Here is a 22,568-nt window from a genome sequence, read left to right on the forward strand (position 1 = left end):
CGAGATGTTCTCGATGTAAAGCTCGGGCATCGACAGGCCGTAGGCAGCGAGCGTGCCCGAGATTTCCGCCGCCACCAGCCGGCCGAGATCGGCGGTATTGGCGGCCATGTCGAGCACCGGGATGCCCGAGCCGGCGATCACCCGGCTGAATTCCTGCACGATGATGTTGCGGATCTGGTAGCTGATCTCGTCCATGGTGAATTCGCCGTCGGTGCCGACGATCTCGGTCAGGAACCGGGCCGGGTCGACGACGCGGATGGTATAGGTGCCGAAGGCGCGCAGGCGCACCGGGCCGAACTCGGGGTCGCGGCAGATGATCGGGTTCTTGGTGCCCCATTTCAGATCGTTGAACCGGGTGGTGTCGACGAAGTAGATCTCGGATTTGAAGGGCGATTTGAACCCGTGGTCCCAGTGCTGGAGCGTGGTCATCACCGGCATGTTGTTGGTTTCCAGCATGTAGAGGCCGGGGGTGAAGACATCGGCCAGCTGGCCTTCGTGGACGAAGACCGCCGCCTGGCCCTCGCGGACCGTCAGCTTGGCGCCGTATTTGATCTCGTGGCCCTCGCGTTCGAAGCGCCAGACCATAGTGTCATGCGTGTCGTCCACCCAGTGGATGACGTCGATGAATTCGCCGGTCAGAAAATCGAAAATACCCATGGGATCAGGTCTCCTTTCGGGGTCAGAACAGGCGCCCGGCGCGTTCGCGGGCCATGCGTTGGATGACGGGGCGCGCCTCGTCCAGGGTCATGCCGATGCCGAGCCGGGGGTCGTAGAGCATCGCCAGCAGCGCCTCGTCATGACTGGTCAGAAGGGCGAATTCGTCGTCGTCGTTGAATATCGAGGGTCGCGCATCGGGGCTGTCGTTGGCAAGCCCCAGCCCCTGCGCGATCTCTTCGTGATAGCAGGATTCGCGCATCAGGTCGGGGTGTTCGGCGCGCACCAGCGCGATCGCGGTCTCGTAGGTGCCGCTGGCGCGGTCCGAGGAAAAGGCGACGACAAGGCAGTGGATGTCGCGCGGCGGCGCGACGAAGAGGCCGAGGGTGGCGCTGCCGAGCCCGGGAACGATCTGGCGCAGCCGCGCCGAAAGCTGCGCGGCGTCATCGACCCCCATGACAAGAACGTGGAAATTGGCCCGGCGCACGTTCAGCGAGACCGGGTGGCCGGTAACCCCGGCGAGCCGCGCCAGATAGGCCTTGACCGTGGCCCGGTCCGCGGCCTGCACCGCGGCCGGCACCGATGCGCCGAACTCGAGCGCCACCCGCACCGGCCCCGCCCAGCGCCGCAGCTCGCCCGACTGGCCGGCGGATTTGCGGAACCCCTGGTCGCGCTCGTATTCCTCGAAAAAGGCGATGCGTTCGAAGTTGCGCGCCAGGGTGCTGGCCGTATAGGGCGTGTCGGGTCCGCCGCCATCGGTGCGCAACAGGCCGCGCGCCAGAAGGTCGCGCTGTACCCCGGCATAATAGGCGCCGAGCGCCCGGCTTTCGGGCGAGGCCGGGGCCGCCGTCTCGGGGGCGCGCTCGTCCCCGCTCGGCGACAGGGCCTCGCAGGCGGCAAGCGCCACCATGACCAGGGTCAGCAGGGAATAGCGCAGGCGGCTCAAGGCGGGTCAGACCTCGGGCGTCGAGGTGGCGACCGTGTCGCCGAGCCCGGTTGCCTTGGCCCTGGCCGCGGCCAGGGTGTCGCGCAGCTCGGCCTCCATCGCCTTCAGGTCGGCCTCGGCGGCGGCGCGGCGGGCCTTGCCCTCGTCGGCGATCGCCAGGCTTTCCTCGATGGTGCCGATGAGGTCGGCATTGGCTTTCTTGACGGCCTCGATGTCGAAGACACCGCGCTCCATTTCCTCGCGGATCATCTTGTTGGACTGGCGCAGATTGGCAGCGTTCGCGGTCAGCAGCTCGTTGGTGAGGTCATTGGCGTCGCGCACCGCCGCCGCCGCCTCGGCGCTGCGCTGGATGGTGACCGCCTGCGCCAGCTGGGTCTCCCACAGCGGCACGGTGTTGACCAGGGTCGAGTTGATCTTGGTCACCAGCGACTTGTCGTTTTCCTGCACCAGGCGTATCGAGGGCAGCGACTGCATGGTGACCTGGCGGGTCAGCTTGAGGTCATGCACCCGGCGTTCGAGATCGTCGCGAGCGGCGCGCAAATCGCGCAGCTCCTGCGCCTTCATCACCTGATCGTTTTCCTCGGCCGCCTGAACCTCGGCCGCCTTGGCCGGGATCACCTCGCTGTCGAGCTCGGCGATCTTGGCCTCGCCGGCGGCGATATAAAGCGCCAGCTCGTCGTAGAAATTCAGCGTCTTGTCATAGAGCAGGTCAAGCGACTTGATGTCCTTCAAAAGGACGTGCTCGTGATCGAGAAGATTGTCGGTGATGCGGTCGATCTGGTCCTGCACCTCTTCGAACCGGGCGGTGAACTTGGCGAAAGGCGCGGCGCGGCCCAGCAGGCGTTCCCACAGGGTGCGCTCGCGGCGCACGTCGAGCTCGGAGATCGAAAAGCCGCGGATGGTGGTGACGATATTGCGCAGGCTGTCGCCGGCAGGGCCGACATCCTTGTTGCGCACGCCCTGAAGCATGGCCTGGCTGATCTCCTGCAACTCGGCCTGTGCCGCCGAGCCGAAATTGACGATCGAGCCGGTGTCGCCCATGTCCAGCTCGCCCATGCGGCGGGTGATCTCGGCGCCGAGCGGGGCGTCGGCCTCGGCCAGCGGTACCACGGCGGCCGCATCGGCGGGTTCCGGCAGCACCACGGCCGTGACCTGATCGACTTCGGCCAGGGCGGCCTCGGCTTTTTGACGGACAATGTCGGACATGAAATTCTCCCTTCGGGTTAAGGCGTGTCGTGGCGCCGGGCTTCGCGTTGCAACCTTTCGCGCAGCACCTCGATTTCGATCGTCAGATCGCTCTTGTCATCCAGCAGCAGCTTTTCGGTGCGGGCATCGAAATTCTGTTCGAGATCGTCAAGCAGGGTTTCGAAGTCGCGGCGCGCCTGCGGGTCGCGGTTGCGGGCGTAGAGCTCGGCGAATTTCACCGTCGCCTCGCGCGCGCCCTTGAGATAGACGCCAAGGTACCTGCGGGCCGCCGACAGATCGCGCGGGTCGTTCTCGACGGTGCGGAACAGGTGGCGGGCCGTGCCCTGAAAGGCCTCGACGCGGGCCTCCAGTTTGCGGTCTCCACAGCGTTTTATGGCATCATTCATCGCCGCGAGATGGGCCTCGGCGCCGTCGACGGCGCGCGCCACGCGGTCGCTCTGGTGAAGGTCGACCCCCTCGAGCCCCTTGTTGCTCAGCGGGTCGAGCCCGAAGGCCAGCCCGTGCAGCAGGGTGCCGATGACGACGTAGATCGCCGGCGCCGCCACCCCGCCGGTCGCGGCCCAGCCGGCAATGGCAAGGCCGAGCCCGGTCAGCACCGATCCCGCCATTTTGCGCGGAAAGACCGGACGCCGGGCGACGGTGCGCGCCTCGTAGGCTTCCTGCGCCAAGAGCCCCTCGCGGGTCAGCCATGCGGCGAGCAGCAGCACGCCGAGCGCGGCGAGGTTGAGCGCCAGCTGCTGCGGCCCGTTGCCGAAGGCCTGCCAGACAAGCGGCAGCGGTGCCAGAAACAGGAGATTGACCCGCCCGCCGACACGGCTGCGTCTGGCGGTCTGGAAACCACCTTTGGCCCGCGTCTCCGGAGCGGCCTCCGAGGCGCCATCCGGGCTGAACTTGCCACCGAAACGCTGCGCCATCACACGCCCCCAGCGATTGTCACATAGAGGATCAGCAAGACGAGCAGACCAAAGGCCAGTTTCTGCAATGTACTGCCGGACATATGAATGCTTCCCCCTAAACCGAATAGAAACTTAGGAAGTTTCCTTTCGTCTTGCTAGGGGGAAGATCGCGGGCGGCGCGTCAAACCCGCGCCGACGGCGGTCAGCGCAGCCTGGGCGGGCTGTCCGGGTCGCTGCCGGGCATCACCGGCACGTATTCGCGTGGCGCCTGCGGCTCGGGCAGGTCGAAACGCAGACCCGCACGCGCGAGCTGCGCCGACACCGGGTCCGAGGCGGCAAAGAAACCGACATCCAGCGCCCCGGCCTCGATGCCGGAGAAGGTCAGCGCCTCGGAGACCGCCTTGGCCAGGGCGCCCTCGGCCTGGGGCACGGCATCGACGAAGCCCAGCAGATGGCTCTTGCTGCCGTTTTCGTATGAGACCCCCACCAGATAGGCGAATTTGGCCAGCCCCTCGGCGGTCGACAGTTTCTGGTCCAGCGCCGAGATCAGGCTTTCGGGCAGGCCGGCGGGGGCGGTGAACTCCTGCGGGGTGGCCTCGACCTCGTCCGGGGCATGGGTCAGCGTGTCGGCCAGCCATGCCAGCGCCTCGGGCGGCACCAGGATCGACGAGGGCGCCACCTCGAGGTTGACGCCGAGGCCGATGTTCTGCCCGGCCAGCATGGCGGCGATGGCGCGCCCCGACAGGGCCGCATATGAGGCCGGTTTGCCGACAAAACTCGACAGACGCTCTTCGGTGTCGAACACCAGCACGAAGGAATGATCCGAGAGTTCGAACAGCTCGGGCGCGATATTGTCGCCTTCGGGCTCCTTGGTCAGCAGCAGGAACAGTTCGGCATCGGCCAGCCGTTCGTAAAAACGCAAGCGCGCGGCATCGTCTTCGGCATCGGCTTCCATCTTGGCATGGGCTTGGTCAAGGGGGGTTGTCGCGCTCATTGCAGCACCTTTCTGACTTGGGCCCGCAAGTCCGGCAGCAGCTCGGTCTCGAACCACGGGTTTTTCCTGATCCATGCCGTATTGCGCCAGGACGGATGAGGCAAGGGAAAGCGGGCGGGCGCATGGTCGCGCCATGCCGAAACCGTGGCGGTGACGCTGTCGCGCTGGCCAAGATGCCATTTCTGCGCATGGCCCCCGACCAGCAGGGTCAGCCGGATATCGGGCAGGCTGGCCAGCGCCGCTTGCCGCCAGCTTCGGGCGCAGAGCGGCGGCGGCGGCAGATCGCTGCCCTTGGCGTTGTAGCCGGGAAAGCAGAAGGCCATCGGCAGGATGGCGATGTGATCCCGGTCATAGAATGTCTCTTGGTCTATGCCCATCCAGTCGCGCAGCCTCTCGCCCGAAGGGTCGGTGAAGGGGCGCCCGCTCTCGTGTACTCTTGCGCCCGGAGCCTGACCGACGATCAACAGGCGCGCCGAGGCGCGAAACCAGGGCACCGGGCGCGGTGCGTGGCGCGTGGCGGTCTTGACAAAGCGGGCGGCGCAGAGGCGGCAGTTTCGGATGTCATCGACAAGGCTCATGGGGCAAGTCTGCGGCAAACGTCGGAAAAGGGAAACCGGCAGTTATTTCGACAGTTTTCGAAATAAAACTTGCGTGACGCAGATATTTCGATATTTCTAGCAATATGAAACACGATTCGACAGACGATATTTCCCTGACCATAGCCGCATCGACCTTTGCGGCGCTCGGGTCGGAACAGCGGCTTTCGGTGCTGCGCTGCCTGGTGCGCGCCGGCCCCGAGGGGCTGAGCATCGGCGAGCTGGGCCAGCGCAGTGGCGTGAGCGGATCGACGCTGACCCATCATATGAAGATCCTGGCCCAGGCGGGCCTGGTCACACAGGAAAAACAGGGGCGGTCGATCATCTGCGCTGCCGTCGCCTATGAGCAGGTCGTGAGCCTGTCGCAGTTTCTTCTCAAGGAATGCTGCGCCGACAGCGCAGATCCGCACAAGGACCATGACCATGGCTGAGACGACACATTCCCACGCCGCCGAACGCGGTTTTCTGACCCGGATCGACAAGGCCTGGCTGGCACTGGCGCTGATTCTGGCTTTGATCGCGCTCTTCGACCTGCCGCAATTTGTCCCAATGGTCACCTTTGCCATCGGCGCATTGGGGCAGACCGCGCCTTTCGTGCTGTTTGCGGTGTTGGCGATCGGCTATCTCAAGGCCTCTGGTGCGGAAAACGTGCTGGCCAAGGCCTTTGAAGGACGCCAGAGCCGGATGATCCTGTTTGCGGCGCTGCTGGGCGGGCTGTCGCCCTTCTGTTCCTGCGAGGTGATCCCGTTCATTGCCGCGCTGCTGGCGGTGGGCGCGCCGTTGGGTGCGGTCATGGCCTTCTGGCTGGCTTCGCCGCTGATGGATCCGGCGATGTTTGCCATCACCGCCGGCCAGCTGGGGCTCGACTTTGCCATCGCCAAGACCCTTGCGGCCGTGGGGCTGGGGTTGATGGGGGGCTTCATGACCATGGCCTTTGCCAATACCGCGGTGTTTGTGGATCCGTTGAAAGAGAAGCCGCAGGTCGGGGGCTGTTGCGGCACCAAGAAACCGTTTTCGGAAAAGCCCTTGTGGGCATTCTGGCAGGAGGCCGAGCGTCGTGACACCTTCCGCAGCGCGGCGCTGACCAACGGGGTGTTCCTGCTGAAATGGCTGGCGCTGGCCTATGTGATCGAGGCGCTGATGATCCATTATGTGCCTGCCGAGCTGATCGCCGGCGTCTTGGGCGGTGACGGGGTGAAGCCGATCCTGCTTGGCGCGCTGGTCGGTGCCCCGGCCTATCTCAACGGCTATGGCGCGGTGCCGCTGGTGCACGGGCTCTTGGAACAGGGCATGTCGAACGGCGCAGCGATGAGCTTTGTCATCGCCGGCGGCGTCAGCTGCATCCCCGCCGCGGTGGCCGTCTGGGCGCTGGTGAAACCGCGGGTCTTCGCCGCCTATCTCGGCTTCGCCCTGCTCGGGGCCTTTCTCGCCGGTCTTGCCTGGCAAAGCATCGCCTGAGACCGCCGCCACAACGAAACCGGGGCCGCGTCGCAGGAAGTCGCGGTGCGGCCCTTTCACGCCGTTGCCCCTTGGGGGATTTTCCGTTAAGGCACCTGAAAACTTAACGGAAGGTGGAGATAGATGTATCGCGTCTGGAACTTTTTGACCGATTATTCGTTGTTGCTGATCTTCGGCGCCGTGACCGCGCTGATCTGGGCCAACACGAATTTCGAAAGCTACCATCATTTCGTCGAGTTCGTGATCTGGGATCACGCCCCGATCGGTCATCTGCATGACGGGCACCGCACCCTGACCCTGCACTACCTTGTGAACGACGTCCTGATGGCGCTGTTCTTCGCCATCGCGGCCAAGGAGGTCTGGGAGGCGGTGATCCTGAAGAACGGATCGCTGCGCGGCAAGAAGGCGGCGACCCCGCTGTTCGCCACCGCCGGCGGCATGTTCGGCCCGATCGCGGTCTATCTCGGTCTGGCGCTGGTCATGGGATCGGACACCTACAACGCCGTGGCCAATGGCTGGGCGATCCCGACCGCGACCGATATCGCCTTTTCCTATCTGGTCGGACGTCTGGTATTCGGTGCCGGCCACCCGGCGGTGCGCTTCCTGCTGCTTCTGGCGATCGCCGATGACGCGGCCGGGCTGATCATCCTCGCGATCTTCTACCCCTCGGGCGATCTGGCCCCCGAGTGGCTGCTGGCCTCCTTCGGGGCGGCTCTGGCGGTGTTCCTGCTGTTCAACTGGCTGCCTCGCCGCATGGACCGAGGCAACCAGGCGCGGCCCGCATCGACCTGGGTGCGCAAGAACCTGCATTTCGTCCCCTATGCGCTGGCCGGCTGCGTCAGCTGGTACGGTTTCATGCGCTCGGGTCTGCACCCGGCTCTGGGCCTGTTGCCGGTCGTCGTGACCATCCCCCATGCCGACCGCGCCTTCGGCATCTTCTCGGAGGCGGAAACCCATCTGCACGACCTCTTGAACGTGATGGAACATTCGCTGAAATACCCGGTCGAGGTGGTGCTGTTCTTCTTCGGCCTGCTCAATGCCGGGGTCCAGTTCTCGGCGATGGGCGATGCCACCTGGCTGGTGCTGCTGGGTCTGATCGTCGGCAAGCCGATCGGCATTCTGATCTTTGGCTGGCTGGCGGCGGTGCCGCTGCGGCTGGGCATTCCCGAGGGCATGCGCATCATCGACCTGGTGGTGATCGGCTGTGTCGCCGCGATCGGCTTTACCGTCTCGCTGTTCGTGGCCTCGGTGGCCTTTGACGCCGGACCGGTGCAGGACGCGGCCAAGATGGGGGCGCTGTTCTCCTTCGGCGCGGCCGCGATCTCGATCATTGCCGGCAAGCTGTTCAGGGTCGAAAAGCGCGACCTCTGACCCTCAAATCGTTAAATCACGGCGAAACCGGCGCTTCGGCGCCGGTTTTTCCTGTCGGAAGGTCAAAATTCTGCCGCATGGAGTTGCTAACTCACCGGGGAATCCGACATATTGAGGCACCAAGCGCCACAGAGCGTTAATGATCCCCCAGTTACAAGGGATGGCCAGAGCAGAGCCGGAGCGACTGATGCTCGAATTTGAAAATGTCAGCAAGTCCTTCTGGACCGGAACCCAGCGCAAGGTGATCCTTGACCGCGTGTCGTTTCGCGTTGACCTTGGCCATTCGCTTGGCATTCTTGCGCCCAACGGCACCGGCAAGACCACCCTCATCAATATGATGGCGGGGCTGGAAAAGCCGGACGAGGGCGAGATTCGCCGCACCTGCCGGATCTCCTTCCCGCTGGGGTTCATGGGCGGCGTGGTCAACAAGCATACCGCCGTCGAGAACAGCCGCTATATCGCCCGCCTCTACGGGCTTGATCCCGACTATGTCGAGGCCTTCTGCCGCTGGCTGTGCAATCTCGGAGAATATTTCGACCAGCCGCTGGGCACCTATTCGTCGGGGATGCGGGCCCGGTTCACCTTTTCGCTGATGCTGGCGCTGGATTTCGACATGTACCTGATCGACGAGGGCATGCCGTCATCGACCGATGTCGAGTTCAACCGCAAGGCCGGCGAAGTCCTGAAAGAGCGGCTGCGCACCACCACCATCGTGATCGTGTCGCACCAGGCGCAGATCCTCGAGAAATTCGCCCGCTCGGCCGCCGTCCTGATGCACGGCAAATTGTACATGTTCGATTCCTTGGAAGAGGCTAAGCAGCTTTATGACTACCAAACCCAAGGCTAAGAAGTTCCGCATCCGCCGCAACACGCCCCTTCAGGGGGGCGGGTCGGCGGCGCTGGCGGCGGTCCCGCATGAGGTCGAGCCCGCGGCGGCGCACAGCCCGGCGCAGGATCCGGCACCGGACATGCCGCCGGTTTCCCAGCAGCCGGATCAGCTGGCCGCACCTGTCACCCCGGACGCGGAATCGGTGGCCGATTCGGTGCGGCGGCGGCGCGAGGCGCGGCGTCTGCGCACCCACCCCGGCGGCGAGCCCGCCGATCAGGCCGCCCCCCCCGATCCGACCCCGCCACAGCCCCGGCCACAGCCAGCGGCCGCTCAGGCGCCCGCCGCCCCCGTCGCCCCGGTAGCGGCCCCCGTAACAGCTCCGGCGGCGGCTCCGGTCTCGCCGGAACAGGAAATCGCCGCCATCAAACGCGAGGGGCTGACCGGACGACAGCTGCGCATGGCGCGGCGCGTGGCCCAGAAAAAGGGGCTGGCCGCGACCTCGGACTATGACGCCGTGCGCCTGCTGCGCAACAGCGGCATCGACCCCTTCCAGCGCAAGAACATGCTCGAGCTGGTCGCCGCCGACAGTGACGGCCCGCCGCCGCCGGCCACCGGGCGGGTGCAGCTGCCGCAGACCATGCCCGGCGGCGCCGGCCTGCCCTCGACCAACCTGGCCGAGCAATCACCGGCCGAGCGTCGGGCGCAGGAAATCAGCAGCATCCAGAAGGACATTGCCCGCCGCCGCCGCCGCCGCCTTGTGCTGTTGCTGGCGCGGCTGTCGGTCTTTGTCTTCCTGCCGACGTTGCTTGCCGGCTGGTATTACTACAACATCGCCACGCCGATGTATTCGACCAAATCCGCCTTCATGGTCCAGCAGGCCGACGGCAACAGCGGCTCAGGGCTCGGCTCGCTCCTGCCATCGCAGCTTAATGCCAACAGCGACGCGATCGCGGTGCAGGATTACCTCACCTCCAAGGACGCGATGATCCGGCTCGACAGGGACGTCGGCTTCAAGGCGCATTTCTCGGACCCGGCCATCGACCCGATCCAGCGGCTCGAGGCCAACCCATCGAACGAAGAGGCCTACAAGCTCTACCGGAAATTCGTCAAGATCGGCTATGACCCGACCGAGGGCTCGATCCGCATGGAGGTCATTGCCGCCGATCCCGAAGTGGCGGCGGATTTCTCGCGCGCACTGGTCGCCTATGCCGAGAAACGCGCCGACGACCTGACCCAGCGCAAGCGCGAAGACCACGTGCGCGACGCCATCAAGAGCCTCGACGAGGCCAAGGCCGAACGCCGCAAGGCCCAGGCCGCCCTGGTGTCGTTGCAGGAAAGCACCGTCATTGACCCCGAGGGGCTGATCGCCTCGTTGCGCCAGCAGATTTCCAACGTGCAGATCCAGTTGCAGGAAAAGGAATTGCAGCTGGCCGCGCTCGAGGACAACCTGCGGCCCAATCAGGCCCGTGTCGAAGGGGTCAAGGGGGACGTCGGCCGCCTGAAGGATCTGCTGGCGACACTGGAAAGCAAGATGAACGCGGCCACGGTCGGCGAAAGCTCTCTCGCGCAGAAGACCGTGCGCATCCAGATGGCGCAGGCCGATCTGGCCACCGCCGATCTGATCATGCAATCGGCGATCCAGACCCTGAAGACCACCCAGCTTGAAGCCAGCCGGCAGGTGCGCTACCTGACCACCAGCGTCGAGCCGGTGGCCTCGGAAGACCCGAGTTATCCGCGGGCCTTCGAAAACACCATTCTGGCCTTTCTGATTTTCTCGGGCATCTACCTGATGATCTCGCTGACGGCCTCCATCCTACGTGAACAGGTAACCTCTTAAGCCATGAAACATATCCAGATCGGTGGGCTGACCACTGGAAACGACCTGCCGCTGACCGTGATTGCCGGCCCCTGCCAGCTTGAAAGCGCCGACCACGCACAGATGATCGCGGGCACCATGAAAGAGGCCTGCGACAAGGCCGGCGCGCAATATGTGTTCAAGGCCAGCTATGACAAGGCCAACCGCACCAGCCTGTCGGGCAAGCGGGGTCTGGGCATCGACGAGGGGCTGAAGGTGCTGCAAAGCGTGAAAGAGACGCTGGGCCTGCCGGTGCTGACCGATGTGCATACCGAGGCGCAATGCGCGCCGGTGGCCGAGGTCTGCGACATCCTGCAGATCCCGGCGTTTCTCTGCCGTCAGACCGACCTTTTGGTCGCCGCCGCCGCGACCGGCGCGGTGATCAACGTCAAGAAGGGGCAGTTTCTCGCCCCCTGGGACATGGACAACGTGGTCGCGAAACTGGAAAGCAGCGGCACCGAGAAGATCATGCTGACCGAGCGTGGCAGTTCCTTTGGCTATAATGCGCTGGTGGCCGATATGCGGTCGCTGCCGCGCATGGCGCAGACCGGCTATCCGGTGATCATGGACGCCACCCATTCGGTGCAGCAGCCCGGCGGTCAGGGCGGCTCGAGCGGCGGGCAGCGCGAATTCGCCCCGGTGATGGCGCGCGCGGCGGTGGCGCTGGGCATTGGCGGCGTTTTCATCGAGACCCATGAAGACCCCGACAATGCGCCTTCGGACGGGCCCAATATGATTCATCTTTCCGAGATGCCCAAGCTGATCGAAACCCTGATGGATTTCGACCGGCTGGCCAAAGCCAACCCTATTGCACTGTAATCCCTTTCAGAAAGTTCCATTTATGAAAAAGCCGATTTCCGACGTCACGCCCAACACATGGGAATTCCTGCGCGACGCGATGATCAAACCCACGGGCTTCCGTGAATATGACGCGCGCTGGCGGTTCCCCGAAGAGATCAACCTGCCCGGCATGACCGCGCTTGGCCTCGGGCTTGGCACCCAGATCCGCCGCCGCGGCATCGCGCCGGTGATCGCGGTGGGCAACGATTACCGCGACTATTCCCTGTCGATCAAACACGCCCTGATCCTCGGCCTGATGCAGGCCGGCATCCAGGTCAAGGACATCGGCCCTGCCCTGTCGCCGATGGCCTATTTCGCGCAGTTCCACCTTGATGTGCCAGCGGTGGCCATGGTCACGGCCAGCCACAACCCCAACGGCTGGACCGGGGTGAAGATGGGCTTTGAACGCCCGCTGACCCATGGGCCCGACGAGATGGCCGAACTGCGCGACATCGTGCTGAACGGCGAAGGCCAGCCGCATCCCGGCGGCAGTTACGAGTTCGTCGAGGGCGTGAAAGAGGCCTATATCGACGATCTGGTGGGCGATTTCCGCATGAGCCGCCCGCTGAAGGTGGTCTGCGCCACCGGCAACGGCACGGCGGCGGCCTTCGCGCCCGAGATCTTCGAACGCATGGGCGTCGAGGTGGTGCCCTCGCACTGCGAACTCGACTACACCTTCCCCAATTACAACCCCAACCCCGAAGCCATGGAAATGCTGCATGACATGGCCGCCAGCGTGAAGGCCAGCGCCGCCGATATGGCGCTGGGCTTTGACGGCGATGGCGACCGCTGCGGCGTGGTCGACGACGAAGGCGAAGAGATTTTCGCCGACAAGGTCGGGGTCATCATGGCGCGCGATTTCGCCAAGCTGTATCCCGGCGCGACCTTTGTCGCCGACGTCAAATCGACCGGCCTTTTCGCCAGCGACCCCGAGCTACAAAAACACGGTGTGACCGCCGACTACTGGAAAACCGGCCACAGCCACATGAAGCGCCGCGTAAAGCAGATCGGCGCGCTGGCGGGCTTCGAGAAGTCGGGCCACTACTTCCTCGCCGAGCCGGTCGGGCGCGGCTATGACTGCGGCATGCGCGTGGCGGTGGAAATCTGCAAGCTGATGGACCGCAACCCCGATAAATCCATGTCGGATCTGCGCAAGGCGCTGCCCAAGACCTGGGCCACGCCGACCATGTCGCCCTGGGCCGCGGATACCGAGAAATACGATATTCTGGACCGGCTGGTGGCGAAGCTGGTGGCCAAACACGAGGCCGGTGACAGCCTCGCCGGGCGCGCCATCAAAGAGGTGGTGACGGTGAACGGCGCGCGGGTGATCCTCGACAACGGCTCCTGGGGGCTGGTGCGCGCCTCGTCCAACACGCCGAACCTTGTGGTGGTCTGCGAAAGCGCGCAAAGCGAGGCGGAAATGCGGGCGATCTTTGCCGATATCGACGCGGTGATCCGCACCGAACCGGGGGTCGGCGATTACGATCAGACGATCTGATTGATCCCGGCGATGTATGCGCCAGGGGCAATCGGCCTGTTGTCTTTGGCCGGGATCATACTGTCCTTGGTGATCCCGGCCTATCGTGACCTCCTGTTACTGGCGGGATCGTGCTTCGTTGCGTCGCTCCTGATCTGGGTGCGGGATCTGCTGCGGCTGGCGCGCAAGCATTTCGCGCCGCCAGTGCCGTCTTCTGAGGACAATTCGGAGTCGCCCCTTGGCGACCGGAACCGAATTATTCTGGATGGGTCGAATATCATGCATTGGAACGGGAAGCCCCCCGATCTGGGCATCGTCGCCACGCTCGTGAGGGCGCTCGAGTCCCACGGCTATAGGCCCGGCGTGATCTTTGACGCCAATGCGGGGTACCTGATCGCGGATCACTACATGCACGATGAAGAATTCGCCCTTCTGCTGGATATCCCCCACGATCAGGTGATGGTCGTGCCAAAGGGAACGCCAGCCGACTTGTACATCCTACAGGCGGCACAAGACCTTGGCGCTCAGGTCATCACGAATGACGGGTTCAGAGATTGGCGCGACCGGTTTCCTGAAACCGCCAACCCGGATTCACTGATCCGGGGCGGGTATCGCGATGGGGCCCCTTACCTGAAGCATGCACGACAGGGCCAAGTCGGGAAATCGACCTGACCCCTTTTCCGCTTTGAAGTGCGTCCCTCATGCCAGCGGCGCCACGCCCAGACGAAAGGCATCGCATCTGGGATGCAGTGCCTTTCGGCGGTCGCGCCCCCTCACGCCGCCAACCCGCGCCCCTTGAGCAGCGCCTCGACCCCTGGCAGACGGCCGCGGAACCGCTTGTAGAGGTCCTCGGCCTCGACCGATCCGCCGGTCGACAGGATATTCTCTTCCAGCGACTTGGCGGTCGCCGCATCAAAGGCCCCGCCTGCCTCTTCAAAGGCGGCAAAGGCGTCGGCATCCATGACCTCGGACCACATGTAGCTGTAATAGCCCGAGGAATAGCCGTCACCGGAGAACACATGCGCGAAATGCGGCGTGGCGTGGCGCATGGTGATCGCGGCGGGCATGCCCAGCTCGTCCAGGATCTCGGCCTGGCGCGCCATCGGGTCGGCCGGGGCCGCGCCTTCGTGAAAACCCAGATCGACCATGGCCGAGGCGACGAATTCGACGGTCTGGAACCCCATGTCGAAATTGGCCGCGCCCAGCACCTTGTCGAGCATGGCTTTCGGCATCGGCGCGCCGGTCTCCACATGGGTGGCGAACTCGGCCAGCACCTCGGGCACCTCGAGCCAGTGTTCGAACAGCTGCGAGGGCAGTTCGACGAAATCGCGCGCCACCGAGGTGCCCGAGACCCGCTCGTAGGTCACGTTGGACAGCATCTGGTGCAGCGCGTGGCCAAATTCGTGGAACAGCGTGCGGGCATCGTCATAAGACAGCAGCGCCGGATCGCCCTTGGCGAAATTGCAGACATTGATCACCACCGGCGCCTGCACTTTCGGGAACCTGGCCTGGCTGCGCATCGCCGAACACCAGGCGCCGGACCGCTTGGAGCCACGGGCGAAATAATCGCCGATGAACACCGCCACATGGGCGCCGTCGCGGGTCACCTCCCAGGCGCGGCAGTCAGGGTGGTAAAGCGGCACCTCCAGCGGCGAGAACTCGAGCCCGAACAGGCGGTTGGCGCAGGCAAAGGCGGCCTCGATCATGCGCTCGAGCTGCAGATAGGGTTTCAGCTCCGCCTCATCCAGATCATGCTCGGCCTTGCGGCGTTTCTCGGCGTAATAGCGCCAGTCCCAGGGCGCCAGATCGCCGTTGATGCCATCGCCCTGCATCATCTTGGTCAGCACCTCGGCGTCGGCTTCGGCGCGGGCGCGGGCCGGTTGCCAGACCGCCATCAGCAGGTCGCGCACCCTGTCGGGGCTGCCCGCCATCTCGGTTTCCAGCTTGAAATCGGCAAAGCTGGCATAGCCCAGAAGCTTGGCCCGCTCCTCGCGCAGGGTCAGGATCTCGGCGGCGATCCGGCGGTTGTCGGTCTTGCCACCATTGGCGCCGCGCGCCGTCCAGGCCTTGAAGGCCGCCTCGCGCAGGTCGCGGCGCGGCGAGAATTGCAGGAAGGGCGTGATCAGCGACCGCGACAGGGTGACCACCGGCCCCTCGGCGTCCTTTTCCGCGCCGGCGGCGCGGGCGGCGTCGACGACAAAGGCGGGCAGCCCCTCGAGGTCTTCTTGCGCGAGCGGCATGAACCACGCCCGCTCGTCGGCCAGAAGGTTCTGGGAAAAGCCGGTGCCCAGTTCGGCCAGCCGCGCCATCACGTCCTTCATCCGGGTGTCGGCCTCGCCGGTCAGCGCCGCGCCCGAGCGCAGGAAACCGCGATGCGACAGCATCAGCACCCGCGCCTGCTCGGGCGTCAGATCCAGCCCCGCGCGCGCCTCCCAGACCGCCGCCACCCGCGCATAGAGCGCCTTGTTCGAGGTGATGGCCGAGGCATGCGCCGCCAGTTTCGGCGAAAACGCCCGCTGCAAAGCCTCGCGTTTGGGATTGCTGTCGGCGCCGGCAACGGTGAAGAACACGCTCAGCACCCTGTCGAGCGCCTCGCCCGAGGCTTCCATGGCCTCGATCGTATTGGCGAATGTGGCGGCTTCCGGGTTTTCCGCGATGGCGGCGATTTCGGCCGCATGTTCGGCCAGCGCCCGGTCGAAGGCGGGTTCGAAATCGGCATCCGAAATACGATCAAAGGGCGCCAGCCCGAAGCGGGTGGTCCAGTCGGTCAAAAGCGGGTTGGTCATCGCGCGTCTCCTTTGACGGCCAACCTAATCCCCGCAGTGCGGCGTGCAAGCTGCGAAATGCGTTTTCAGCCCGGGGCGGCGCCACAGACCGGGCAATCCGCGCGCCGCCTGAGGCCGATCTTGCGGCTTTCGCCGTATAGCGCGTCATAGATCAGCATCTCGCCGCGCAAGCTCGCCCCGGCGCCGGCGATCAGCTTGACCGCCTCGACCGCCATCATCGCGCCGATCACCCCCGGCAGCGGGCCGATCACCCCGGCCTCGGCACAGCTCGGCGCCAGCCCGGCGGCGGGAGCTTCGGGAAACACGCATTGATAACAGGGGGCATCATGGGCGGGATCAAAGACGCTGATCTGGCCTTCCCATTGCGACAGGGCGCCGGAAATCAGCGGCTTGCCCTGGGCCACGCAAATGCGGTTGACCAGATAGCGGGTGTCGAAATTGTCGGTGCCATCCAGCACCAGATCATAGTCGGCCACCAGCGCCCCTGCGTCCTCTTCGCTCAGGCGGCGGTGATAGGGCTGCACCGTGACATAGGGGTTCTGGGCCCGCATCGCGGCCTCGGCGGAAAACACTTTCGGCGTGCCGATGGCGGCATCCGGGTGGATCACCTGCCGCTGAAGGTTGGAATTGTCGACCACATCGTCGTCGATCACCCCGATGGTGCCCACGCCGGCCGCCGCCAGATAAAGCAGCGCCGGAGAGCCCAGCCCCCCGGCCCCGATCACCAGAACCCTGGCATCCTTCAGTTTCTTCTGCCCCAGCCCGCCGATCTCGCGCAGCACGATGTGGCGGGCATAGCGGTCAAGCTCGGTGTCGTTGAAAGGCGCATCGGTCATCTGGGTCTCCGGCATCTGGGCCCGTGCCTTTAACCATTGCAGCCCGGCGCGGTAAACCAGCACGATTGCCGCAAAGCCGCCCACCAGCAGCCAAAGCGCCAGGCTGTCGCCGGTCATCGCCCGGATCGGATTGCCCGCCGGCAGCACCGCCTGCGCCAGCACCACCGCCAGGTAAAGGATCAGGATCATGCTCCAGCGGGCGCGCCTCGGTGCCCCCATCAGCGCCCCCAGCCCGTAAAGCATCGCCGCCAGAACCAGAACCAACAGCATCAGCGCACCCCGGTCGACCCGAACCCGCCGCTGCCGCGCGCCGTCTCGCCCAGCGCATCGGCCAGCTCGAACCCGGCCTGCACCACCGGCGCCATCACCAGCTGCGCGATGCGGGCGCCGTGTTCGACATGAAAGGGCGCCTCGCCGGCGTTCATCACGATGACCCCCAGCGGTCCGCGATAATCGCTGTCGATGGTGCCCGGCGCATTGGCCAGGGTGATCCCGTGTTTCAGCGCCAGCCCCGAGCGCGGTCGCAGCTGCACCTCGTAGCCCTGCGCAATCTCGAGCCGCAGCCCGGTGGGGATCAGCGCCCGCGCCCCGGGCTTCAGAACCACGCCATCACGCGCAGCAGGCGGAAAATTGGCCCGCACATCGGCCCCCGCCGCCCCCGCCGTCTCGTAAGAGGGCAAGGCCACCCCGCGATCCGCATCCTCCAGCCAGCTCAGCCTGATCCGCAAACCCAACTCCTTCATCTCTTCGAAAAATACTCGCGCGCGCAGCGCATGACATCTTCAGCCAAGGGCCTCGGCAATCCGGGTGGCCAGTTTCAAGGCGACCTCGTCCTTGCCCATGCGCGGCCAATGCTCGGCCCCGTCGTCCGAAATCAGGGTCACCGCGTTCTCGGCGCCGCCCATGATGCCGGTTTCGGGGCTAACGTCATTGGCGACGATCCAGTCGCAGCCCTTGCGCCCGCGCTTGGCGGTGGCATTGGCGATCACATCGTCGGTCTCGGCGGCAAAACCGACAACCAGGCGCGGACGCCCGCCATCCATCTGGCTCACCGTGGCCAGGATGTCCGGGTTCTCGGCAAAATCCAGCGCCGGGATCGTGCCGTTCTGTTTCTTGATCTTGCTGTCCGAGGCGCTGGCGACGCGCCAGTCGGCGACGGCGGCGGCAAAGATGGCGGCATCCACCGGCAGCACCGATTGCACCGCGTCGAGCATCTGCGCGGCGGTCTCGACTTCCACCACATGGGCGCCCTCGGGGCGCGGTGCATCGGCGGGGCCGGTGACAAAGACCACCTCGGCGCCCAGCATGGTCAGGGCGCGGGCAATGGCGCTGCCCTGGGCACCGGACGAGCGGTTGGCGATATAGCGCACCGGGTCGATGGGTTCGTGGGTCGGGCCCGAGGTCACGAGGATGCGGCGTCCGGTCAGCGGGCCCTCGGCCAGGGCGCTCTCGATGGCGGCAACGATTTCCAGCGGCTCGGACATGCGCCCGGGGCCATATTCGCCGCAGGCCATGTCGCCGTCGTTGGGGCCGACGAACATCACCCCGTCGCCGCGCAGGGTCGCCAGGTTGCGGCGGGTCGCGGGATGCTCCCACATGCGCACATTCATTGCCGGCGCCACCAGCACCGGCGTGTCGGTGGCCAGCAGCAGGGTCGAGGCCAGGTCGTTGGCCAGCCCCGAGGCCATCTTGGCCATCAGGTCGGCGGTGCCCGGCGCCACCACCACCAGATCGGCAGAGCGCGACAGCTGGATATGGCCCATCTCGGCCTCGTCCGTGAGGTCGAACATGTCGCGAAACACCTTTTCCCCGGCCAGCGCCGAGACCGAAAGCGGGGTCACGAACTGGCTGCCGCCCGCGGTCAGAACCGGCGTCACCCAGGCACCGCGTTCGCGCAGGCGCCGGATCAGATCCAGCAATTTATAGGCGGCGATACCACCACCGATGATGAGAAGAATGCGTTTGTCTGTCAGCATTTGACCGCCCGTCCGGAAAACCCGCCCTAGATCCGCCCCGACACTAGAGGCTTTCCCGCGTGAATAAAATCACTCATTTTCCGCGCCGCTCTGCCTATCGGACCCGGCGGCCCCGGCAAAGGCCGCGCATGGGTCTTCGCGCTCTGCCTCGGGGGTGACGATCCAGCGGTCAAAGGGCTGGCGCGCCTCGGGCGGCGCCTCGAACTGGGCGATCGCCACCACGCCGGCGCGATCCGCCAACAGGCGCGGCACCCCCCAGTCGCGGCGGGCGTGGCCGTTTCCGGTGATCACCACGACCGGGGCGCCGGACCGCTCCAGCGCCTCTTCGACGGCCCCGGCCAGGGCGGCATCGCGCAGCCTTTGGGCCAGCACCATCCCCGGCAGCATCGCCGGGGGCAGCGCATTGCAATGGGCCTGCAACTGGCTGTCCTCGCGCGCCGACTGTTCGGCGGGATCGAGCGGCTCACCAAGACCGTAGCGGGCCGCAAGCGGGGCGAAATCGGCCGTCACGCTGCCCTGCATCACCACCGCGCCAAGGGCAGCGCGCGGCACCTGCGCGCCATAGACATCGGCGCCCTGCCCGGCCCGGAACACCGGGTAGTACATGGCGAAATCCGGCCAGCCGCTTTCGGCCCAGCCCAGCGTCTCTTCCAGCGCCGCCTCGTCGTCGACAAGCTGCGGCGTCACCCGGAGGGCCTGTTCCGGTGACAGCATCTCGAAGACCAGCGCCGCCGGTTCAAGCGCCGCCACCGCCTGGGCCTGGTTTTCATGATGCCAGGGATTGTCGTGCAACTCACCGATCAGGATCACCTCGGCCTGCGGCAGCAGCGCGATGTCGCTGGCGGTGATCTCGAAGGCAAGAGCGGGGGCGGCCATGAGGGCCAGTGCCGGAATCAGAGGTCTCATGACACGAGGTCATGCACCCCCAGCCCCTGGCGTTCAAGGGCCCGGCGCATCTTGGCCAGCGCCGCCACCTCGAGCTGGCGCACCCTTTCCTTGGAAATGCCCATTTCGCCGCCAAGCTCGGCCAGCGTGCGCCCGGTGTCGCGCAGCCGGCGCTGATCGAGGATGAAGCGTTCGCGCTCGGTCAGGCCGCGCATCGCCTCGGACAGGCGCCGGCGCAGCGCGGCGTGATCGCGGCGGCGTTCGACGGTCGCCGCCCCCAGCGGGTCTTCGTCCTCGATCAGGTCGAGCCACTCGCGGCCGCTCTCCTCGGTGCTCTGGCGCGCATTGAGCGACCTGTCGGCCCCGGTCAGGCGCCCCATCATCATTTCGGTGTCGGCAACCGAAACGCCGATTTCCCCGGCGATCCTTTCGCAGATCTGATAGCGGTCGAGGATCTCGCCCTGGGCTTCGGCCTCGCGCTCGAGCCGGGCCTGCACCCGGCGCAGGTTGAAGAAAAGCGATTTCTGGGCACTGGTCGACCCGGTGCGCACGATCGACCAGCTGCGCATCGCGTGGTCCTGCAACCCGGCGCGGATCCACCACACCGCATAGGTCGAAAAGCGCACCCCGCGATCGGGGTCGAATCGGTCCGCCGCCTTCATCAGCCCCAGCGCCGCCTCCTGGATCAGGTCGCTGTGCGACAGGCCGGGGCGGCGGAAGCGGCCGGCCATGGAAATCGCCAGCCGCATATAGGCCCGGATCAGCCGGTGCAGCGCCGCCGCGTCGCGCCGGTCGCGCCAGGCGCGGGCCAGCGCCAGCTCGGTTTCTGCATCCAGCATTTCGGCCCGCATCGAGCGGCGCGTGAGATCCCGGGTCAGAGGTGCCGGTACGGTCATCATTGGCTCCTTTCTCCACTGGCCTGCGGGTGGTAGTACGGGGCAAGAACATGATCGGATCACCGAAAGCCGGTACAGCTTGGAACAAAAAAGATGATTCTAAAAAGCACTTTTGTGGTCGGCGGCGCCGCATCGGGCAAGTCTGCCTATGCCGAAAGCCTGGTTCTGAACAGCGGAAAGCCGCGTGTCTACCTGGCCAGCATGCAGGCGCATGACACTGAAATGCAGGACAAAATCGCCGCCCACCGAGAGATGCGCGGCGCCGGCTGGCGCACGGTTGAATGCCCGCTGGATGCCGTTGCGGCATTGGCGGAAATCAGCCATGACGAGATTGTTCTTTTCGACTGCGCAACCATGTGGCTCAGCAACCACCTTCTGGCCGGCAGCGATCTCGGGGCCGAAAGCCGGGGCCTGCTGGCCGCGCTCGACGCCTGCCGGGGGCAGGTGGTGGTGGTCTCCAACGAGGTCGGCATGGGGATCGTGCCCGAGAACGCGCTGGCGCGGCGGTTCCGCAACGAACAGGGGCGCCTGAACCAGCGGCTCGCCGCGCAGTCGGACTGCGTGGTGACGGTGATCGCCGGCCTGCCGCTGGCGCTCAAGGGGGCGCTGCCATGAGCCGGCTTTATCTGGTGCGCCACGGGCCGACCCATGCAAAAACCATGGTCGGCTGGAGCGACCTGCCCGCCGATCTGTCGGACCGGGCGGCGCTGCGCCGGCTGGCGGCCTATCTGCCCGCGCAGGCGCCGGTGGTCAGTTCCGACCTCGACCGGGCGGTGACCACGGCGGATGCGATTGCCGGCGCCCGGACGCGGCTGCCGCATGACCCGGGGCTGCGCGAAATGCATTTCGGCGCCTGGGAACTGCGCCGGTTCGACGAGGTCGAAGCCGAGGATCCCGACCATATCCGCCGCTTCTGGGAGTGCCCGGGCGACGTCGCACCGCCCGGCGGCGAAAGCTGGAACCGGCTGTCGCAGCGGGTCGACCGGGCGGTCGACGGGCTGCGGGCACGCCACCGTGGCGGGGATCTGGTGATCGTGGCCCATTTCGGCGCCATCCTGACCCAGGTGGCGCGGGCCGAGGGGCTGAGCGGCGCAGAGGCCTTTGCCCATCGCATCGACAACCTGTCGGTGACGGTGATCGACACGCGGGCGGACTGGCGGGCGGAAATCATCAATCACAATCCGTGATGGCATTGCGCAAAAGCTTTGGTTGGGAAATCGCGGCAGCGGCGGCTAGGCTGGCACCATGACCTATAGCTTGCTTCTGGGCGATTACGCCTATTCTTCGTGGTCGCTGCGCGGCTGGTTGCTGTTCGAGAAATTCGGTCTCGCGCGGCAGGAAACGATGCTGGATTTCTCGGGCCGGGACGTGGCCGAGCAGCTAAGCGCCTATCCGCCGGCACGCACCGTGCCGACGATGATCACACCCGAGGGCGCGGTGGTCTCGGACTCGCTGGCGATTGCCGAAGAACTGGCGACGCGGTTCCCCGAGGCCGGGATTTGGCCCGCCGAGCCGCGCGCCCGGGCCACGGCGCGCTGTCTCGCGGCCGAGATGCATTCCGGTTTTTCCGCCCTGCGCAACAGCTGCCCGATGAGCCTGCGCCAGGCCTATGTCGACACCCGCCCGTCGCCCGAGGTGCTGGCCGACCTGCGGCGCCTCGAGGTGATCTGGGAACATGCGCTGGACAGCTGCGCGGGCGCCGGCCCCTGGCTCTGTGGCGCCTATAGTGCCGCTGATGCGTTTTTCGCGCCGGTCGCGGCCCGGATCGCCGGTTTCGACCTGCCGGTCGGCGACAGGGCGCGGGCCTATGTCGCGGCGCATCTGGCGGACCCGGCCTTCCGGCGCTGGCGCGCCATGGGGCTGGTTCAGGGCGCCACCCTGCCCTGGTACGCGCAGGACCATGCCAAGGGCGACTGGCCCGGGCCGGCCCCGCTGGCCGCCCGCGCCGTCGATGGCACCGGGGCGGAAAACGACGCCTGCCCCTATTCCGGGCGCCCGGTCAGCCATGTGCTGGAACTGGGCGGGCGGCGCTTTGGCTTCTGCAACCGGTTCTGCCGCGACAAGACG

At 66.0% G+C, this 22,568-nt stretch carries 23 protein-coding genes; 11 read left to right on the plus strand and 12 right to left on the minus strand.

Translation table 11 applies throughout. From position 1 onward, the window contains the following. From ABZD10_RS02980 to ABZD10_RS03005, 6 genes are all read right to left on the minus strand, one after another. On the minus strand, positions 1-657 hold a 657-nt coding region (locus ABZD10_RS02980), incomplete at its 3' end, for an SPFH domain-containing protein (protein ID WP_372884616.1). A gap of 22 nt (positions 658-679) precedes the next feature. Continuing rightward, positions 680-1,600: a DUF2927 domain-containing protein gene (locus ABZD10_RS02985; protein ID WP_372884617.1), complete on the minus strand. Its 921-nt coding sequence runs from the start codon at positions 1,598-1,600 to the stop codon at positions 680-682. 6 nt (positions 1,601-1,606) lie between these two features. Continuing rightward, complete coding sequence (locus tag ABZD10_RS02990; protein WP_372884618.1) at positions 1,607-2,806, minus strand: toxic anion resistance protein; 1,200 nt, start codon at positions 2,804-2,806, stop codon at positions 1,607-1,609. A gap of 17 nt (positions 2,807-2,823) precedes the next feature. Continuing rightward, positions 2,824-3,720, minus strand: a complete 897-nt coding sequence (locus tag ABZD10_RS02995) for a 5-bromo-4-chloroindolyl phosphate hydrolysis family protein (protein WP_372884619.1) — start codon at positions 3,718-3,720, stop codon at positions 2,824-2,826. Between the two features lie 184 nt (positions 3,721-3,904). Then, positions 3,905-4,696 (minus strand): SseB family protein, encoded by a 792-nt coding sequence (locus ABZD10_RS03000; protein WP_372884620.1) that lies wholly within the window; start codon positions 4,694-4,696, stop codon positions 3,905-3,907. Continuing rightward, positions 4,693-5,274: a uracil-DNA glycosylase family protein gene (locus ABZD10_RS03005; protein WP_372884621.1), complete on the minus strand. Its 582-nt coding sequence runs from the start codon at positions 5,272-5,274 to the stop codon at positions 4,693-4,695. The genes ABZD10_RS03000 and ABZD10_RS03005 overlap by 4 nt, the downstream gene beginning before the upstream one ends. A gap of 104 nt (positions 5,275-5,378) precedes the next feature. Here ABZD10_RS03005 and ABZD10_RS03010 point away from each other — a divergent pair, with 104 nt between their 5' ends. The 8 genes from ABZD10_RS03010 (at position 5,379) to ABZD10_RS03045 (ending at position 13,794) form a co-directional block, all read left to right on the plus strand. After that, positions 5,379-5,723, plus strand: a complete 345-nt coding sequence (locus ABZD10_RS03010) for an ArsR/SmtB family transcription factor (protein ID WP_372884622.1) — start codon at positions 5,379-5,381, stop codon at positions 5,721-5,723. After that, positions 5,716-6,750 carry a permease gene (locus tag ABZD10_RS03015; RefSeq protein WP_372884623.1) on the plus strand — a complete coding sequence of 345 codons (1,035 nt, stop codon included), beginning with the start codon at positions 5,716-5,718 and terminating at the stop codon, positions 6,748-6,750. Before ABZD10_RS03010 ends, ABZD10_RS03015 begins: the two co-directional genes overlap by 8 nt. A 123-nt stretch (positions 6,751-6,873) precedes the next feature. Next, on the plus strand, positions 6,874-8,121 hold the full coding sequence (locus ABZD10_RS03020) for a Na+/H+ antiporter NhaA (protein WP_372884624.1): 1,248 nt from the start codon (positions 6,874-6,876) through the stop codon (positions 8,119-8,121). Between the two features lie 187 nt (positions 8,122-8,308). Beyond that, on the plus strand, positions 8,309-8,968 hold the full coding sequence (locus tag ABZD10_RS03025) for an ABC transporter ATP-binding protein (protein ID WP_372884625.1): 660 nt from the start codon (positions 8,309-8,311) through the stop codon (positions 8,966-8,968). Beyond that, complete coding sequence (locus ABZD10_RS03030; protein WP_372884626.1) at positions 8,946-10,787, plus strand: capsule biosynthesis protein; 1,842 nt, start codon at positions 8,946-8,948, stop codon at positions 10,785-10,787. The genes ABZD10_RS03025 and ABZD10_RS03030 overlap by 23 nt, the downstream gene beginning before the upstream one ends. 3 nt (positions 10,788-10,790) lie before the next feature. Continuing rightward, positions 10,791-11,624, plus strand: coding sequence for a 3-deoxy-8-phosphooctulonate synthase (gene kdsA / locus ABZD10_RS03035; protein WP_372884627.1), 834 nt, complete (start codon positions 10,791-10,793; stop codon positions 11,622-11,624). A gap of 22 nt (positions 11,625-11,646) precedes the next feature. After that, on the plus strand, positions 11,647-13,143 hold the full coding sequence (locus ABZD10_RS03040) for a phosphomannomutase/phosphoglucomutase (RefSeq protein ID WP_372884628.1): 1,497 nt from the start codon (positions 11,647-11,649) through the stop codon (positions 13,141-13,143). Then, a complete protein-coding gene (locus ABZD10_RS03045; RefSeq protein WP_372884629.1) occupies positions 13,144-13,794 on the plus strand; it encodes a hypothetical protein in 651 nt (216 codons plus the stop codon). A 101-nt stretch (positions 13,795-13,895) separates the two neighbouring features. Here ABZD10_RS03045 and ABZD10_RS03050 read toward each other — a convergent pair whose 3' ends face one another. The 6 genes from ABZD10_RS03050 to ABZD10_RS03075 all read right to left on the minus strand — a co-directional run bounded on the left by ABZD10_RS03050 (position 13,896) and on the right by ABZD10_RS03075 (position 20,501). Then, positions 13,896-15,908 carry a M3 family metallopeptidase gene (locus ABZD10_RS03050; RefSeq protein ID WP_372884630.1) on the minus strand — a complete coding sequence of 671 codons (2,013 nt, stop codon included), beginning with the start codon at positions 15,906-15,908 and terminating at the stop codon, positions 13,896-13,898. A gap of 65 nt (positions 15,909-15,973) precedes the next feature. After that, complete coding sequence (locus ABZD10_RS03055) at positions 15,974-17,014, minus strand: ThiF family adenylyltransferase (protein WP_372884631.1); 1,041 nt, start codon at positions 17,012-17,014, stop codon at positions 15,974-15,976. Beyond that, positions 17,014-17,487, minus strand: coding sequence for a dUTP diphosphatase (dut, locus tag ABZD10_RS03060; RefSeq protein WP_372884632.1), 474 nt, complete (start codon positions 17,485-17,487; stop codon positions 17,014-17,016). Before dut ends, ABZD10_RS03055 begins: the two co-directional genes overlap by 1 nt. Positions 17,488-17,526: 39 nt before the next feature. Further along, entirely contained in the window at positions 17,527-18,720 is a 1,194-nt protein-coding gene (coaBC, locus tag ABZD10_RS03065; RefSeq protein WP_372884633.1) for a bifunctional phosphopantothenoylcysteine decarboxylase/phosphopantothenate--cysteine ligase CoaBC, read from the minus strand. A gap of 69 nt (positions 18,721-18,789) precedes the next feature. Further along, on the minus strand, positions 18,790-19,626 hold the full coding sequence (locus ABZD10_RS03070) for a ChaN family lipoprotein (RefSeq protein ID WP_372884634.1): 837 nt from the start codon (positions 19,624-19,626) through the stop codon (positions 18,790-18,792). Then, on the minus strand, positions 19,623-20,501 hold the full coding sequence (locus ABZD10_RS03075; protein WP_372884635.1) for an RNA polymerase factor sigma-32: 879 nt from the start codon (positions 20,499-20,501) through the stop codon (positions 19,623-19,625). Before ABZD10_RS03075 ends, ABZD10_RS03070 begins: the two co-directional genes overlap by 4 nt. A gap of 93 nt (positions 20,502-20,594) precedes the next feature. Here ABZD10_RS03075 and cobU point away from each other — a divergent pair, with 93 nt between their 5' ends. The 3 genes from cobU to ABZD10_RS03090 form a co-directional block, all read left to right on the plus strand. Then, positions 20,595-21,116 carry a bifunctional adenosylcobinamide kinase/adenosylcobinamide-phosphate guanylyltransferase gene (gene cobU / locus ABZD10_RS03080; protein WP_372884636.1) on the plus strand — a complete coding sequence of 174 codons (522 nt, stop codon included), beginning with the start codon at positions 20,595-20,597 and terminating at the stop codon, positions 21,114-21,116. Further along, complete coding sequence (locus ABZD10_RS03085; RefSeq protein ID WP_372884637.1) at positions 21,113-21,688, plus strand: histidine phosphatase family protein; 576 nt, start codon at positions 21,113-21,115, stop codon at positions 21,686-21,688. Before cobU ends, ABZD10_RS03085 begins: the two co-directional genes overlap by 4 nt. Before the next feature lie 58 nt (positions 21,689-21,746). After that, a partial coding sequence (locus ABZD10_RS03090) for a glutathione S-transferase (RefSeq protein WP_372884638.1) occupies positions 21,747-22,568 on the plus strand: 822 nt, incomplete at its 3' end.

Source organism: Shimia sp., from assembly GCF_041624275.1.
GTDB lineage: Bacteria > Pseudomonadota > Alphaproteobacteria > Rhodobacterales > Rhodobacteraceae > Shimia.

What these genes read in the sequence shown, in the direction of transcription:
- ABZD10_RS02990 (WP_372884618.1), bottom strand. Translation starts at nt 2,806, where the DNA reads ATGTCCGACATTGTCCGTCAAAAAGCCGAGGCCGCCCTGGCCGAAGTC.
- ABZD10_RS02995 (WP_372884619.1), bottom strand. Translation starts at nt 3,720, where the DNA reads ATGGCGCAGCGTTTCGGTGGCAAGTTCAGCCCGGATGGCGCCTCGGAG.
- ABZD10_RS03000 (WP_372884620.1), bottom strand. Translation starts at nt 4,696, where the DNA reads ATGAGCGCGACAACCCCCCTTGACCAAGCCCATGCCAAGATGGAAGCC.
- ABZD10_RS03005 (WP_372884621.1), bottom strand. Translation starts at nt 5,274, where the DNA reads ATGAGCCTTGTCGATGACATCCGAAACTGCCGCCTCTGCGCCGCCCGC.
- ABZD10_RS03010 (WP_372884622.1), top strand. Translation starts at nt 5,379, where the DNA reads ATGAAACACGATTCGACAGACGATATTTCCCTGACCATAGCCGCATCG.
- ABZD10_RS03015 (WP_372884623.1), top strand. Translation starts at nt 5,716, where the DNA reads ATGGCTGAGACGACACATTCCCACGCCGCCGAACGCGGTTTTCTGACC.
- ABZD10_RS03020 (WP_372884624.1), top strand. Translation starts at nt 6,874, where the DNA reads ATGTATCGCGTCTGGAACTTTTTGACCGATTATTCGTTGTTGCTGATC.
- ABZD10_RS03025 (WP_372884625.1), top strand. Translation starts at nt 8,309, where the DNA reads ATGCTCGAATTTGAAAATGTCAGCAAGTCCTTCTGGACCGGAACCCAG.
- ABZD10_RS03030 (WP_372884626.1), top strand. Translation starts at nt 8,946, where the DNA reads ATGACTACCAAACCCAAGGCTAAGAAGTTCCGCATCCGCCGCAACACG.
- kdsA (WP_372884627.1), top strand. Translation starts at nt 10,791, where the DNA reads ATGAAACATATCCAGATCGGTGGGCTGACCACTGGAAACGACCTGCCG.
- ABZD10_RS03040 (WP_372884628.1), top strand. Translation starts at nt 11,647, where the DNA reads ATGAAAAAGCCGATTTCCGACGTCACGCCCAACACATGGGAATTCCTG.
- ABZD10_RS03050 (WP_372884630.1), bottom strand. Translation starts at nt 15,908, where the DNA reads ATGACCAACCCGCTTTTGACCGACTGGACCACCCGCTTCGGGCTGGCG.
- ABZD10_RS03055 (WP_372884631.1), bottom strand. Translation starts at nt 17,014, where the DNA reads ATGCTGTTGGTTCTGGTTCTGGCGGCGATGCTTTACGGGCTGGGGGCG.
- dut (WP_372884632.1), bottom strand. Translation starts at nt 17,487, where the DNA reads ATGAAGGAGTTGGGTTTGCGGATCAGGCTGAGCTGGCTGGAGGATGCG.
- coaBC (WP_372884633.1), bottom strand. Translation starts at nt 18,720, where the DNA reads ATGCTGACAGACAAACGCATTCTTCTCATCATCGGTGGTGGTATCGCC.
- ABZD10_RS03070 (WP_372884634.1), bottom strand. Translation starts at nt 19,626, where the DNA reads ATGAGACCTCTGATTCCGGCACTGGCCCTCATGGCCGCCCCCGCTCTT.
- ABZD10_RS03075 (WP_372884635.1), bottom strand. Translation starts at nt 20,501, where the DNA reads ATGACCGTACCGGCACCTCTGACCCGGGATCTCACGCGCCGCTCGATG.
- cobU (WP_372884636.1), top strand. Translation starts at nt 20,595, where the DNA reads ATGATTCTAAAAAGCACTTTTGTGGTCGGCGGCGCCGCATCGGGCAAG.
- ABZD10_RS03085 (WP_372884637.1), top strand. Translation starts at nt 21,113, where the DNA reads ATGAGCCGGCTTTATCTGGTGCGCCACGGGCCGACCCATGCAAAAACC.